Raw genomic sequence first — 13,693 nt, 5'->3', positions numbered from 1 at the left:
CACGCCAGACCGCGGGCCGCCCTGCGGCTGCCTCAGCCGCCGAAATAGCCGGGCCGACCGATATCGGCGAGCAGGCCTGGCTGCGCCGGCGCCCAGTCCAGCAGCGCCCGGGTCCGCTCGCTCGAGGCCGGCGCGTCCATGCCGGCGAAGGCCGCGAACCAAGCGAAGTGCCCGGCGGCCTCCCCCGGGGGCAGGGCGGCGGCGGGCAGGCCGAGCTGGCGGCCGATGGCCTCGGCGATCCCGTGGAACGGCACGCCTTCCTCGGCCACTGCGTGATAGCGCTCGCCCGGTGGAGCATCGCCCCGGGACCCATGCTCGATCGCCAGCCTGAAGGCGCGGGCGGCATCCAGGCGGTGCACGGCGGGCCAGCGGTTGAGTCCTTTGCCGATAAAGGCGGACCGGCCTTTCTCGCGGGCGATGCGATGCAGGATCGGCACGAAGCCGTGGTCCCCGTCGCCATGCACCGATGGCGGCAGGCGCATCACCGCGACGCGCACGCCCTCTGCCGCGAGCGCGGCGGCGGCCGCTTCGGAGGCGCGGGGGAAATGGGGCGTCGGGGGAGGCGGGGTGTCGTCCTCGGTCGCGAGCCGGCCCTTCGCCAGATGCGCCATCCCGGAGGTGACGATCAGGGGCCGCCCGGAGCCCCGCAGCGCGGCGCCAAGCGCCGCGATGGCGCGGCGGTCGATCTCGCTGTTCTCCTGGAAGCGCGAGAAGTCGTGGATGAAGGCGGTGTGGATGACGCCGTCCGCCGAGGCGGCGGCGCCGCGCAGGCTCTCGGCATCCTCCAGCGTGCCGCGATGCACCTCGGCTCCCATGGCGGCGACGGCCCGGGCGCCGTCCTCCGAACGGGCCATGCCGAGCACCCGGTGCCCGGCGCCGATGAGTTCCCGGACCACGGCGGAACCCACGAAACCCGTCGCGCCGGTCACGAAGATACGCATGGGACAATCTCCAGATCTTGGTCGTGGGCGAGACTTGGCCCAGTCTCCATCGTGGTAAAGCCGTGAGATCATCGTGGTATAATGACTGTCAGGATGAGCACGCCGGCCGGCGGAATGACGCTGGGCGCCTATCTGAAGGACCGTCGCACCAGGCTCGACCCGGCGGCCTGTGGCCTGCCGGGGACGCGGCGCCGGACCCCGGGGCTGCGGCGGGAGGAAGTGGCGTTGCGCGCCCATATCAGCCCGGCCTGGTACACCTGGCTGGAGCAGGGGCGTGGCGGCGCGGCCTCGCCCCAGGTGCTTGACCGGCTGTCGCAGGCCCTGATGCTCACGGAGGTCGAGCGCGAGCACCTGTTCCTGCTGGGGCTGGGCCGGCCGCCGGAGGCACGCTACCGGGCGGCAGAGGGCATCACGCCGCGGTTGCAGCGCGTGCTGGATGCGCTGGAGCCCGGGCTGGCGATCATCAGGACGGCCACCTGGGACGTGGTCGCCTGGAACCGGGCGACGGCGGTGATGCTGACGGACTACAGCCTGCTCCCGCCAGGGCAGCGCAATGTCCTGCGCCTTCTCTTCGGCGATCCGCGTGTCCGTGCCGCGCAGGATGACTGGGAGGGCGTGGCCCGCTTCGTGGTGGGGTCGTTCCGGGCGGATGCGGCGCGCGCCGGCGCGGTGGAGGAGGTGCGGGCGCTGGCGGAGGAGCTCTGCCGGACCAGCCCGGAATTCGCGGCCATGTGGCGCGACAACGATGTCCGCAGCCATGGCGAGGGCTTCAAGCACCTGCGGCACCCGGTGCTGGGCCGGATTACCCTGGAGCTGTCCAGCTTCGCCGTGGATGGCCGGCCCGATCTCTGGCTGCTGGTCCACAACCCTGTCCTGCCCGCGGACAGGGAGCGGATCAGGGCGCTGATCGAGGCGCCGCGCGCCGCCCCGGGCTGAGCGGCACGCTGAACGGGATGTCCGGGCGGCCGCCTTCCCCACGGATGGACCGGGGCCGGGCAAGGGGGGCCGGGCAGGGAAGGATGGCCACCCGGATCACTCCGCCATCAGGCCGCGCGCCAGTTCCAGGGCCTGGCGTTCGAAGAGGCGGCGGTAGATGCCGTCCTCGCGGCGGACCAGGGTCTCGTGGCGGCCTTCCTCCACGACCTGGCCGTGGTCGAAGACCAGGATGCGGTCCAGGGCGCGGACGGTGGAGAGGCGGTGGGCGATGACGATGGTGGTGCGGTCGTGCATCAGCCGTTCCACCGCTTCCTGGATCAGCGCCTCGGATTCCGAATCCAGGGCCGAGGTGGCCTCGTCGAGGATCAGGATCGGGGCGTCGGCCAGGAAGGCGCGGGCCAGGGCGACGCGCTGGCGCTCGCCGCCCGACAGCTTCACGCCGCGCTCGCCGACCGTGGTGGCATAGCCTTCCGGCAGGCGGGCGATGAAGCCGTGCGCATTGGCGAGCTGCGCGGCGCGCTCGATCTCCGCGCGCGTGGCGCCGGGGCGGCCATAGGCGATGTTCTCGGCCAGCGAGCGGTGGAACAGCACCGGCTCCTGCTGCACGATGGCGATGTTCCGGCGCAGCGATTCCTGCGTGACGGCGGCGACGTCCTGGCCGTCGATCAGGATGCGGCCGCCGCTCACGTCGTGCAGCCGCTGGATCAGCTTCACGAAGGTGGTCTTGCCGGAACCGGAGTGGCCGACCAGCCCGACACGCTCGCCCGCCTGGATGGTGAGCGAGAAGTCGCGGTAGAGCGGGGTGGTGTGGCGGCCGTAGTGGAAGGTGACGCGGTCGAACTCGATGCGGCCTTCCCGCACGTCGATGGCGCGCGCGCCGGGGCGGTCGGCGACACCGAGCGGCAGGGCCAGGATCGCCACCATCTCCTCCATGTCGTTCACCGAGCGGCGGAGGTTGTTGATGTGGTAGCCGATGTCGCGCAGGTAGCCCTGCACCACGAAGAACATGGCGAGCACCGTGGCGAGGTCGCCCGGCGTGGCCTGTCCGTGCCACCACAGCCAGACGGCCATGCCGATCGTGCCGATGCGCAGCAGCAGCATCGCGGCGGTCTGGGCGGTGCCGCTCCAGGTCGCGCGCACCCAGGTCGCGCGGGTGCGGTCGCGCCAGCGGCGCAGGATGCGGGCGGTGCGGGCATCCTCGCGCGGTTCGGCGCCAAAGGCCTTGACCACCGCGTTGGCGCCGACCGCATCGGCCAGCGTGCCGCCCAGCCGCGTGTCCCAGGCGTTGGAGCGGCGCGCGGCGGGCGCCACCCAGCCCAGGTTCATCGACAGGGTCAGCGTGATGTGCAGGGTGGCACCAAGGCCGACCACGAGCCCCATCAGCGGCCAGCGCCAGCCGAGCAGCAGCGTGGCACCGACGAGCACCACCAGCGCCGGCAGCAGCGCCACCAGGATGGTGTCGTGCAGCAGGTCGAGCGCGCTCATCCCGCGGGTGATCTGGCGCACGGTGGAGCCGGCGAAGCTGCCGGCGTGCCAGTCGGCGGAGAAGCGCTGCACGCGGGCGAAGCTGCGCTCCGTCGCCTCGACCATCGCGCGCAGGGTCATGCGGATGATGGCGAGGAAGGCGATGTGGCGCAGTGCCAGCGCGGCGAGGCCGAGCAGGGCGAGCGCCGCCAGCGCGGCCAGCATGGCGCGCAGGGCGAGGTCGCGGTCCGCCAGGGCGGCGGCGTCGACCAGGCGGCCGGCGAAGATCGGCACCAGCAGGTCCGCCAGGGTCGCGGCCAGCATGGCGGTGCCGATGGCGGCGACGAGGCGGCGCTGTCGCGCCCAGCCCTGGAGGACGAAGTTCAGGACATCCCGGATGGGATGCGCGCGCCGTTGTCCGGCGTGGTTCTCGGAAGACACGATGTCATGCACGCCATGCGGGGGCACGGCGTTCCTCGGCACGAAGTTCAGGAAGGCGGCATCGGGCCGCCAGGATGGCGAGGCTGGCTCCGGGCTTTCCCGGGAGGCTTCAGCCCCGCGGCGTGTCGGTTTTGCGGGACACGCGCGAGGCCATCAGGGGGCCACGACGATGGCGGTAGCAAACCATGCAGCCCTCCTTTTGGCCGAGGTGACGAGGAGGTCACGTTAGAACGAGGCGCGGGCGAGTCGCAAGTTCACCTTGTCGTGCTTCGGGCCGTGCCTTGGCGGGCCTGCCGCCGCCTGTCCGTCAGCCGCGCCTCGCCCCGGCTAGGATGCGCACGGGTTCCTGGCCGGGGGAGGCCGGCGCGGGATGCGCCCCGCGGGCGCGGCCGGCCATGCGGGCGAGGACGCCGTCGCGCCAGAGAAAGCGGTGGAGCAGCACCATGGCGATGTGGCCGCCGATCAGGGCCAGGAGCGTCCAGGCCAGGAGGCCGTGCGCCGTGTTGGCGGGGGCGACCAACGCCTCGATCCGCTCGCCGGAAGCGGGCCAGAGCGGGATGCCGAAGGGTGCGAAGGCGCGGCCCGAGCCGTATTGCCGCAGCAGAGCCAGGGCGGGGACGGCCAGCATCAGGGCATAGAGGGCGAGGTGGCCGAGGCGGGCGGCGAGGCCGAGCGGGCCGGGCTCGTGCGGCGGGCGGCGGCGCAGGTTGTACAGGCCCCAGGCGCCGCGCAGCAGGATCAGCAGGAAGAGCAGGGCGCCGACGCTGGCATGGGTGCCGACCAGGAAGGCGGTGAGCGGGGTGCGCCCGGCCGTGACCTTCACCACCATGCCGGCGAACTGCCAGGCGAAGAGCAGGGCCATGCCCCAGTGCAGCGCCCGGCTGACCAGGCCGTAACGGGCGGAGGTGTCGAGCCAGGGCAGGGTTCGCATCGGGGCGTCTCCTGTTGCATGGGCAGCCCGCCGGGCGGGATGCCCGGCCCGGACAGGCGGTCCGGACAGGCGGCCCGGATGGAACCGCGCAGCCGGGGCCGCCGCCAGGATGGAGGTTGGATGACAGGCCGTACATGTCCTGCTGCCGCGCTCCGTGCAAGGGCGGATGTTGCCGCGCCGCGAAAAGGGGGTGGCCGGCGGTGCGGCAAAGGCCGGTCAGCGCCGCTCCGCGAAGAAATCCCGCAGCAATAGCGCGCATTCGGTCTCGCGCAGGCCGCCGACGACTTCTGGGGCGTGGTGGCAGGAGGAGGCGGCATAGATCCGGGCGCCGTGCTCCACCCCGCCGCCCTTGGGGTCATAGGCGCCGAAGGCCACCCGTTTCACGCGGAACAGCGAGGCGGCCTGGGCGCACATGGGGCAGGGTTCCAGCGTGACCGTCAGGGTGCAGTCCGCCAGCCATTTATGGCGGCGCCGGGCGGCGGCTTCGCGCAGCGCCAGGATCTCTGCATGGGCGGAGGGGTCCTGGCGGGCCTCCACCTCGTTGCCGGCGCGGGCCAGGACGAGGCCGCGCGGGTCGGTGACCACCGCGCCCACCGGCACCTCGCCCCGCAAGGCGGCGGCGCGTGCCTCGGCCAGGGCGAGTTCGATCGGCGCCGGCGCGCCGGTCATGCCCGGTGGCCGGATGGGTGGGCCAGGGGATACGCCAGGGGGTGGCCGATGGGATGGCCGGCGTGGCGCATGGGGCGGTCTGCCGGCCAGGGCGGCTCAGGCGCGGCCGGCACGAGCCGCCGTCTCGGCCTCCAGCCCGGCCAGCAGCACGCAGAGGGCGATGCCCTCGGAGGCGAGGCGCACGTTCTCCAGGCTGGGAAAGGTGGGGGCGAGGCGCAGGTTGCTGTCCCGCGGGTCGGCGCCGCCCGGCCAGGTGGAGCCTGCGGGGGTCAGCGCCAGCCCGGCCTCCTTTGCCAGGGCGACGACGCGCTTCGCCGTGCCGGGGCGGGCGTCGAGGCTGATGAAGTAGCCGCCCTCGGGCTTCGTCCAGCGCGCCACGCCGGTGCCGGCGAGGCGGGCTTCCAGCGCCTCCAGCACCGCGGCGAATTTCGGCGCGATCAGGGCGCGGTGGCGCTCCATATGGGCGGCGATGCCGGCCTGGTCGCGCAGGAAGCGGACGTGGCGGAGCTGGTTCAGCTTGTCCGGGCCGATGGTGCGCTTCTCGGCGGAGCGGAGGAACCAGGCGACGTTGGCGGGGGAGGAGGCGAAGAAGGCGAGCCCCGCCCCGGCCAGCGTGACCTTGGAGGTCGAGGCGAAGACGAAGGCACGGTCGGGGTTCCCGGCCTCGGCGCAGAGTTCCACGATGTTGGCGATGGCGTGCCGCGTGCCGGTCAGGTGGTGGACGGCATAGGCATCGTCCCAGAACAGGCGGAAATCCGCCGCGCCGGCCTTCATGGCGGCGAGGCGGCGGATCACGGCCCCGGAATAGACCTCGCCGCTCGGGTTCGAGTACTTCGGCACGCACCACATGCCCTTGACCGCGGGATCGGCGGCGAGGCGCTCGACCTCGTCCATGTCCGGCCCCTCGCCGGTCAGCGGCACGGGGATCAGGCGGATGCCGTATTCCTCGCAGATCACGAAATGCCGGTCATAGCCGGGCACGGGGCAGAGGAAGGCGACGTCTTCCTCCTGGCCCCAGGGACGCGCGCCGCCGGGGACGCCCTTCACCATCGACCACAGCACCGTGTCATGCATCAGGGCGAGGGAGGAGTTGTCGCCGACCACGACCTGGGAGGGAGGCACGCCCAGGATGGGGGCGTAGAGGGCGCGGGCCTCGGCGATGCCCTGGAGGCCGCCGTAGTTGCGGGCGTCCTCGCCGGCCTCGGTGGTGGTGTCGCCATTGCCGGGCAAGGCGAGCATGGGTTCGGTCAGCGAGAGCTGTTCCGGCGCCGGCTTGCCGCGCGTCATGTCGAGCTTCAGGCCGCGCGCCTTGAAGGCATCGTAGCCGGCCTGGATGCGGCCGCGCAGGGCTTCGAGTTCGGCGTCGCTCAACTCGGCGATGGCGGGCATGTCCGGCTCCCTCTGGGCGTCTCTCGGAGGCGTCTGGCCGGTCGGGCCGGCCGCAGGGGCCTCTTAGCCAGTCGCGGGCGGGGGGGTGAAGCGCCGCGTCGTGGATTCCGTCATGCACCCCGCTGTCATGCGGGCGCCGTGCCGCCTCGTGCACGCCCGGCCGCGTGCGTCACGGGCCCGGGAGGCGAGCCTGCCATGCCGGCGGGACTGGACGCTTCAACCCGACCCGATCCTGGTCTAGAGCAGGGGGCAGGTCGCGGCCCGCCTGTTGCGCCGGACCCGGCTCGCGGGCGCATCCTCCGGAGCCTCTGCCGGCGCCTCCAAGGACTTCTCATGACCTCACGCCCCTTCATCGGCCTGACCCTGGATGCGGAGGAGGCCGGCGGCTGGTCCAACCTGCCCTGGTACGCCATCCGCCAGAACTACCTCGCCGCCGTGGCCGGGGCCGGCGGCCTGCCCGTCGCGCTGCCGCACCTGCCGGCGCTGGCGGAGGACTATCTCGACCGCCTCGACGGGCTCGTGGTCACGGGCGGCGCCTTCGACGTGGACCCGGCGCTCTATGGCGCCACGGAGCGGCACGGGACGGTGACGCTGAAGGAGACGCGGACGGCCTTCGAGCTGGCGGTGCTGCGCGGCGCGCTGGCGCGGGACATCCCGGTGCTGGGCATCTGCGGCGGCGAGCAGCTTCTCGCCGTGGCGCTGGGCGGCACGCTGATCCAGCACATCCCGGATGCCGTCCCCGATGCGCTGCCGCACGAGCAGCCGAACCCCCGCGACGAGCCGGGGCACGAGGTCGCGGTGGTGCCGGGATCGCTGCTGGCGCGGGTGACCGGCGGCGCCGCGAGGCTGGCGGTGAACAGCTCGCACCATCAGGCGGTGGACTTCGCCGGGCCGGGCGTGGTGGTGAGCGGGACGGCGCCGGACGGCGTGGTGGAGGCCATCGAGCACCCCGGCTACCGCTTCTGCCTGGGCGTGCAGTGGCACCCGGAATACGCGGTGGACCCGCGCGACCCCGACATCTTCCGCGCCTTCGTGGCGGCCTGCCGCGAGGCGGCCCGCCAGCGCGCCGGGCTTCGCCCGGCGGAGCGGGTGACGGCATGACGGGGGCGGGGGACGGCCGGCCCGGCGGCGGGACGCCGGAGGACGACCGGCCCGGGGCCGACGGGGAAGATGGCGGGGAGCGCGGCGAGCGCATCGCGCGCTTCCTGGCCCGCGCCGGGATCGCCAGCCGCCGCGCCGCGGAGACGCTGATCGCGGAAGGGCGGGTGAAGCTCGGCGGGCGCGTGGTGGAAACGCCGGCCACCTTCGTCTCGCCCGGCGATGCGGTGTCGGTGGACGGGCGGGCGGTCGCGGCGCCGGAGCACACGCGGCTGTTCCGCCACCACAAGCCCGATGGGCTGGTGACGACGCACAAGGACCCGCAGGGGCGGCCCACGGTCTTCGAGAAGCTGCCGGCGGGCCTGCCGCGCCTGATCTCGGTCGGGCGGCTGGACCTGAACAGCGAGGGGCTGCTGCTGCTGACCAATGACGGCGCCCTGGCCCGGAAGCTGGAGCTGCCCTCCAACGGCTGGATCCGCCGCTACCGCGCCCGGGTGCATGGCCGGGTGGACGAGGCGGCGCTGGCCTGGCTGGCCAAGGGCATCACGGTGGAGGGGGTGAAGTACGGGCCGATCCAGGCGGGGCTCGATTCGCGCCAGGGGACGAATGCCTGGCTCACGGTCTCGCTGCAGGAGGGCAAGAACCGCGAGGTGCGCCGCGTGCTGGCGCATCTGGGCCTGCAGGTGACGCGGCTGATCCGCACCGCCTATGGCCCCTTCCAGCTCGGCAGCCTGCCACGCGGCGCGGTCGAGGAGGTCAACGCCAAGACCATGCGCGACCAGCTCGGCCTCGACGTCGCGCCCCGCATCCCGCGTGGCCGCGAGCTGGCGGCGCAGGCCGCCGACGCCGCCCCCGAGGCCGAGAAGCGCCGCCGCCCGCCCCGTGCCCGCCGCGCCGGCGACCCCTACCTCAATCCCTGGGGCACCGGCCGCCGCCGCGGCGAATCCTGATGGGAGCCGCTTTCCGGTTCGAGCCTGGGAACCGGGAGGCGCTGCCTCCCGGACCCTCCGCTCAGGGGGATAGTATCCCCCCGAGACCCCGCCATGAGCGCTCCGCGAGGAAGGGGGTATGGCCGGCCGGTCGCCACCTGGTGAGGCGGCGGAACAATCCCCCTCCTCGCGGAGCGCGCACAGGGTTCCCAGGGACCAACGTCCCTGGGCGGGTGGGGTCCGGGGAGGGTGGAGCCCTTCCCGGGGCGCCCGGCCCGAACGGAAAGCGCCACCCATGAGGATCGTGGCCGGGCGGTGGCGCGGGCGGCGGCTGGAGGCACCGGCGGGGGCGGGGACGCGGCCGACGGCGGACCGGGTGCGGCAGGCGCTGTTCGACATGCTGTGGCATGCGCCCTGGGGCGGGCGGGAAAGGGTGGAGGGCGCGCTTGTGCTCGACGCCTTCGCCGGGACCGGGGCGCTGGGGCTGGAGGCGCTGTCGCGCGGCGCGTCGCGGGCCTGCTTCATCGAGCGCGACCGCGCGGCGCTGGCAGTGCTGCGGGCGAATCTGGCCGCCTGCCGGGTGGGGGAGACGGAGGGGCGTGTCATCGCCGGCGATGCCACGCGTCCTCCCCGGGCCGAATCCGCCTGCGGGCTGATCTTTCTCGATCCGCCCTATGGCGCCGGGCTGCCCGGGATGGTGCTGCCGGCGCTGCGTGGCGCGGGCTGGGTGGCGCCGGGGGCGCTGTGCTGCCTGGAAACCGGCCGGGCGGAGGACATGCCGGACCTGCCGGGCTGGGAGCCGCTGGCCGAGCGGGAGCATGGGGCCGCCCGGGTCCTGGTGTTGCGCGACACGGGGGCCTGACCGCGGCGCAGCCTGAACGGGGCCGCCTGAACAGGGGTTCCAGGCGGGAGAATGCCCGGACCGGGGAATGCCCGGACCGGGAAATGCTCGGACTCGGGGATGCCACGCCGGAGGGCAGGCTGGAACGGGATCGTGAACCGGCCGGGACGGTGTGGCGGAAGGGTGCCGCCCGGGCTTCTCCTGTCTGCCGGCGGACCGCGTGAACGATTTGTCAGGGCCGGCCCATGCCCGGGTCAGGCGGGCCGGTGCAATGCTGCACTGCGCGGTCGGGCTCCGGTCCGGCTGCCGCGGAAATCGGCGGCGGTCTATTCCCGGCAGATCGTCGTTCGACCGGTCGCCCCGTGAGGGGAGGCCATTTCGAGCCGGCTGGACTTCGGTCCAGCCGGCTCTTTTTCCGTCCGGGCTCCGGTTTCTGGCTTCGCCTGGGCGCTTTGGGGTGGTCCCGCCGGCGCGCGGTGGATTCGGCGTGGCCGGGGGCCTTCACGCCCCGCGCCGGCCGCGCGAGGATAGGGCCAATGGCCCTGGGCACCGGACCAGGGCCGCACGAGTCCCGCACAGAGGCCGCCCCACGGGCACCGTCCAGGAGATTTCTGCGCATGAGCATTCCGTCCAAGCCCGTCCTGCTGACGGGCGCGTCCGGCAACCTGGGGCGCATGCTGGCGCGGGAACTGGGGGCCAAGGGCTGGACCCTGCGGCTGACCGACCTGACGCCCTTCCCCGACCCGCTGCCGGAGAAGGCGAGTTTCACCCGCATGGACCTGGCCGACGGCGTCGCGCTGCTGAAGCTGGCGGAGGGCTGCGGCGCCATCCTGCATTTCGGCGGCGCCAGCACCGACCTGCCCTTCGAGACGGTGATCGGGCCGAACCTGCGCGGCGTCTATCACGTCTATGAGGCGGCGCGGCGCGAGAAGGCGCGGGTGGTCTTCGCCTCCTCCAACCACTCCATCGGCTTCCACGAGCGGCCGGCGGAGGGCGAGGCGAAGCTGGACGCGGACTGCGCCTTCCGGCCCGACAGCTTCTACGGGCTGAGCAAATGCTACGGCGAGCTGATGGGGCGGCTGTACTGGGACAAGCACGGCGTGGAGAACGTCAATGTCCGCATCGGCTCCTCCTTCGACGAGCCGGTGGATGCGCGCATGCTCTCCACCTGGCTGAGCTATGGCGACCTCGCGCGGATGATGGAGCGCGCCGTGCTGGCCGAGCGCACGGGGCATTGCGTGATCTGGGGCGCCTCTGACAACCCGGCGAGCTTCTGGGGCGAGGATCACCGCGACCGCATCGGCTGGAAGCCCGAGGACAGCGCCGAGCCCTTCCGCGACCGGGTGGGCGGCAAGAAGGCCGATCCGGTCTCCGAACGCTACCAGGGCGGCGGCTATACCACCGCGGGCTACAGCCGCGAGGCGCCGAGCCCGCGCGACCCCTTCGCCCTCGGCTGAGCCGCGCCCCCGTGATCCGTCTCGAAGCGGGCGGCTGGCAGGCGGCGCTGCTGCCGGAGCAGGGGGCCTGCTTCGCCAGCCTGCGCTGCGATGGCCGCGACGTGCTGGCGCCGGTGCCCGTCGGCGCCGCGGCGGTGGGCAGCCAGGCCGGCGCCTTCCTGATGCTGCCCTGGTGCAACCGCCTGGGCGATGGGCTGCTGCGCTGGAACGGCGGCGAACATCACTTCCCGGTCAACGACCTGCGCGGGCACAACGCCATCCACGGGCTGGGGCGGGACCGGCCCTGGATGCTGCTGCGGCGCGATGCCGCCAGTCTGCGACTGGAACAGCGGATGGAGGAGGCTGACCAGCCCTACCGCTACCATGCGGTGCTGGATGTCGCGCTGACGGAGGCCGGGCTGCGGCTGTGGCTTGCCATCACCAACACCTCCGGGGCGGTGATGCCCTTCGGCACGGGCTGGCATCCCTGGTTCGCGCGGCGCCCGGGAACGCGGGTGGCGTTCCGGGCGCGGCATCTGGTTCGCACCGATGCGCGGGGCCTGCCGGTGGCCACGGAGGAAACGGCGGGCATCTCGGGCGGCGAGGAGAGCTGGCTGGGGCAGGACCGGCACTATGCCGGCTGGGACGGGGCGCTGGAATTCGATCTCGGCGAAACGCGGCTGCGGCTGGCGGGCGAGGGGCGCTGGGCGGGCAACCTGCAGCTCTATGCCCCCAGCGCGCCGCAGGTCCTGTGCCTGGAGCCGGTGAGCCATGCCACCGACCTGCCCAACCGCGCCTTCCTCATCCCCTATGGCGACATGGACTGGCTGCCGCCCGGGAGCACGATGGAAGGGGGCGTTGCCCTGACCCTGCGCTGAGGCGGCGGTCTTTGCCGGGGAAGGAAGGGGAGGCATGGTGCCGCCCGGCCCCCGGCAACCGGGATTCCCTCCCCGGCGTTCCGGCAGAATCCGGGGGCAGGAGAAGGGGAAGCCCATGAGCGATCACGCGAGCGATCACGCGCAGGATGCCGACGACATCCGCCGCGAGTTCGGCGATCTGGTGAACATGACCGCCGAGGAGATGCGCCGCTGGCTCGACACGCCGGAAAGCTGGGAAGTCGGCTGGCATGACGAGGGCGAGGCGGAATCCGTCGGCCATCATTCGGGCCGGTGGATCCTGGAGATGCTGGAACGCGGCGGCGGGGCCGCGCCGGACGAGGACGAGCTGGCGCAGATGCGGCGGGTCGTCGGCTATGTCCGACGGCATCTCGCCCAGGGGCCGGCGGAGGATATCGAGCACAGCCGCTGGCGCTTCAGCCTGATGAACTGGGGGCATGACCCGGTGAAGACGGGACGGGGTTCCGGCGAGCCGGGCGTGGCGCCGTCGGAGGCGGAACCGGAGGCCGCTTCCCCGGAGGAGGATTCTCCGGAAGCGGTTCCGGAAAGCCCCGCGGAAGCGCGGGGCGAGGGCGGCGAGGCGGAGCGGCTGGAGAAGCCCAGGCCCCGCAGGCGCGCCGCCCGCAAGCCGGCGCCGGAACCCGCCCCGGAGGATGGATCGGAAGACGATCCGGCCGCCCCGCGGCCGGAAGCCCCCGCCGCACGGCGCACCGCCACCCGGAAGGCGCCTGCCCGCACGGCCGCGCCGCGAAGCGCCGCCAGCCGTGCCAGGGCCACGGCAAAGGCCCCGGAAGAGGGCACGGCCCGTGCCGGGACCCGGAAATCCGCGAAACCCGCCACGGGAACAGGGACGGCACGGAAGGCTTCCGCCAGCAAGGCCGCCGCGACGCGGAAGACGGTTGCCACCGGGACGGGCCGCACCCGTGCGGGCACCGCGGCGAAACCCGCCTCCGGCCGTGGGGTCAGCAAGGCGCCGGCCCGGGCCAGCGCCGCGAAGACGGGTAGCCGGGGGGCCGGGGCCGCCAGGCCGGCGGCGAAACGGGCGGCGGGCAGCGGAAGCACCGGCGCCACGCGGCGCCCGGCCGGCGCGGCGGCGAAAGAGAGCCGGACCACGGCGGCGCGGAAGCCCGCGGCCGCCAGCCGCGCGGCGAGCGGCACGAGGAAGGCCGTGACTGCGAAGGCCGGAGGCCGCGGGGCGGGTACGACGGCCAGGGGAGCGGCGGCGAAGACGGCCGCGAAGTCCGGTTCGGCCCGGTCCGGAGCCGTGACATCCGGTGCGCGGAAGCCGACGCCGAAGGCCGCGGCCCGGAAGACTGCGGCCACGAAGCCCGCTGCCGCGAAGGCGGCACCGAAGGCGGCAACCCGGAAGACCGCAGCTTCGAGGAGCACGGCCGCGAAGGCGACCTCGCGCAAGACGACAGCCTCGAAGGCTGCGGCCTCGAAGACCGCGACCACGAAGACCGCGGCCACGAAGACGAGGACCCCGAAGACGGGGAGCCCGAAAGCCGGGACGGGTGCCGGCAGGACCGGTACTGCCAGGGCCGCCGGCACCGGTGCGACGCGTGCCGGGGGGCGGGGCGCTGTCTCCGGTGCCGCGCCGCGCCGCGCCACCGGCAGCCGGGGCGGCGGCACGGCGGGCCGGAAGCGCTGACAGCAAAACGCCGCCGGCGAGGTACCGGCGGCGTGCAGGGCTTGGGGGAGGCGGGCTGCGTGCCGGCCTTC

12 protein-coding genes are annotated in these 13,693 nt (G+C 73.8%); 7 read left to right on the top strand and 5 right to left on the bottom strand.

Annotated features, from left to right (window positions below; genetic code table 11):
- Window positions 1-32: 32 nt before the first annotated feature.
- Entirely contained in the window at window positions 33-941 is a 909-nt protein-coding gene (locus CTJ15_RS15655; RefSeq protein WP_075822953.1) for an SDR family oxidoreductase, read from the bottom strand.
- Between the two features lie 93 nt (window positions 942-1,034).
- Here CTJ15_RS15655 and CTJ15_RS15650 point away from each other — a divergent pair, with 93 nt between their 5' ends.
- Window positions 1,035-1,877, top strand: a complete 843-nt coding sequence (locus CTJ15_RS15650; protein WP_058389374.1) for a helix-turn-helix transcriptional regulator — start codon at window positions 1,035-1,037, stop codon at window positions 1,875-1,877.
- Window positions 1,878-1,973: 96 nt separating this feature from the next.
- Here CTJ15_RS15650 and CTJ15_RS15645 read toward each other — a convergent pair whose 3' ends face one another.
- The 4 genes from CTJ15_RS15645 to CTJ15_RS15630 all read right to left on the bottom strand — a co-directional run bounded on the left by CTJ15_RS15645 (window position 1,974) and on the right by CTJ15_RS15630 (window position 6,771).
- Entirely contained in the window at window positions 1,974-3,809 is a 1,836-nt protein-coding gene (locus CTJ15_RS15645; RefSeq protein ID WP_019461354.1) for an ABC transporter ATP-binding protein, read from the bottom strand.
- Between the two features lie 280 nt (window positions 3,810-4,089).
- Complete coding sequence (locus CTJ15_RS15640) at window positions 4,090-4,713, bottom strand: cytochrome b (protein ID WP_058389375.1); 624 nt, start codon at window positions 4,711-4,713, stop codon at window positions 4,090-4,092.
- A 216-nt stretch (window positions 4,714-4,929) separates the two neighbouring features.
- Window positions 4,930-5,382 (bottom strand): nucleoside deaminase, encoded by a 453-nt coding sequence (locus CTJ15_RS15635; protein WP_019461356.1) that lies wholly within the window; start codon window positions 5,380-5,382, stop codon window positions 4,930-4,932.
- Between the two features lie 96 nt (window positions 5,383-5,478).
- Window positions 5,479-6,771, bottom strand: coding sequence for an aminotransferase class I/II-fold pyridoxal phosphate-dependent enzyme (locus CTJ15_RS15630; protein ID WP_075823339.1), 1,293 nt, complete (start codon window positions 6,769-6,771; stop codon window positions 5,479-5,481).
- A gap of 333 nt (window positions 6,772-7,104) precedes the next feature.
- Between CTJ15_RS15630 and CTJ15_RS15625 the strand changes: the two genes are divergently transcribed.
- The 6 genes from CTJ15_RS15625 (at window position 7,105) to CTJ15_RS24850 (ending at window position 13,622) form a co-directional block, all read left to right on the top strand.
- Complete coding sequence (locus CTJ15_RS15625) at window positions 7,105-7,872, top strand: gamma-glutamyl-gamma-aminobutyrate hydrolase family protein (protein WP_019461358.1); 768 nt, start codon at window positions 7,105-7,107, stop codon at window positions 7,870-7,872.
- A complete protein-coding gene (locus CTJ15_RS15620) occupies window positions 7,869-8,819 on the top strand; it encodes a pseudouridine synthase (protein ID WP_075823338.1) in 951 nt (316 codons plus the stop codon). Before CTJ15_RS15625 ends, CTJ15_RS15620 begins: the two co-directional genes overlap by 4 nt.
- Before the next feature lie 274 nt (window positions 8,820-9,093).
- Window positions 9,094-9,660 (top strand): 16S rRNA (guanine(966)-N(2))-methyltransferase RsmD, encoded by a 567-nt coding sequence (gene rsmD, locus CTJ15_RS15615; protein ID WP_099781678.1) that lies wholly within the window; start codon window positions 9,094-9,096, stop codon window positions 9,658-9,660.
- 596 nt (window positions 9,661-10,256) lie between these two features.
- Window positions 10,257-11,096: an NAD(P)-dependent oxidoreductase gene (locus CTJ15_RS15610; protein WP_019461361.1), complete on the top strand. Its 840-nt coding sequence runs from the start codon at window positions 10,257-10,259 to the stop codon at window positions 11,094-11,096.
- An 11-nt stretch (window positions 11,097-11,107) separates the two neighbouring features.
- The gene (locus tag CTJ15_RS15605) at window positions 11,108-11,953 is read left to right on the top strand and encodes a hypothetical protein (protein WP_058390045.1); all 846 of its coding nucleotides are present in this window, start codon (window positions 11,108-11,110) and stop codon (window positions 11,951-11,953) included.
- 115 nt (window positions 11,954-12,068) lie between these two features.
- The gene (locus CTJ15_RS24850; RefSeq protein WP_226945952.1) at window positions 12,069-13,622 is read left to right on the top strand and encodes a DUF3140 domain-containing protein; all 1,554 of its coding nucleotides are present in this window, start codon (window positions 12,069-12,071) and stop codon (window positions 13,620-13,622) included.
- Window positions 13,623-13,693 lie beyond the last annotated feature (71 nt).

This window comes from Roseomonas sp. FDAARGOS_362, from assembly GCF_002754815.1.
Taxonomy (GTDB): domain Bacteria; phylum Pseudomonadota; class Alphaproteobacteria; order Acetobacterales; family Acetobacteraceae; genus Roseomonas; species Roseomonas mucosa.
Note: the sequence above shows the minus strand (reverse complement) of the source record. Positions and strands in the feature narration are given on the sequence as shown.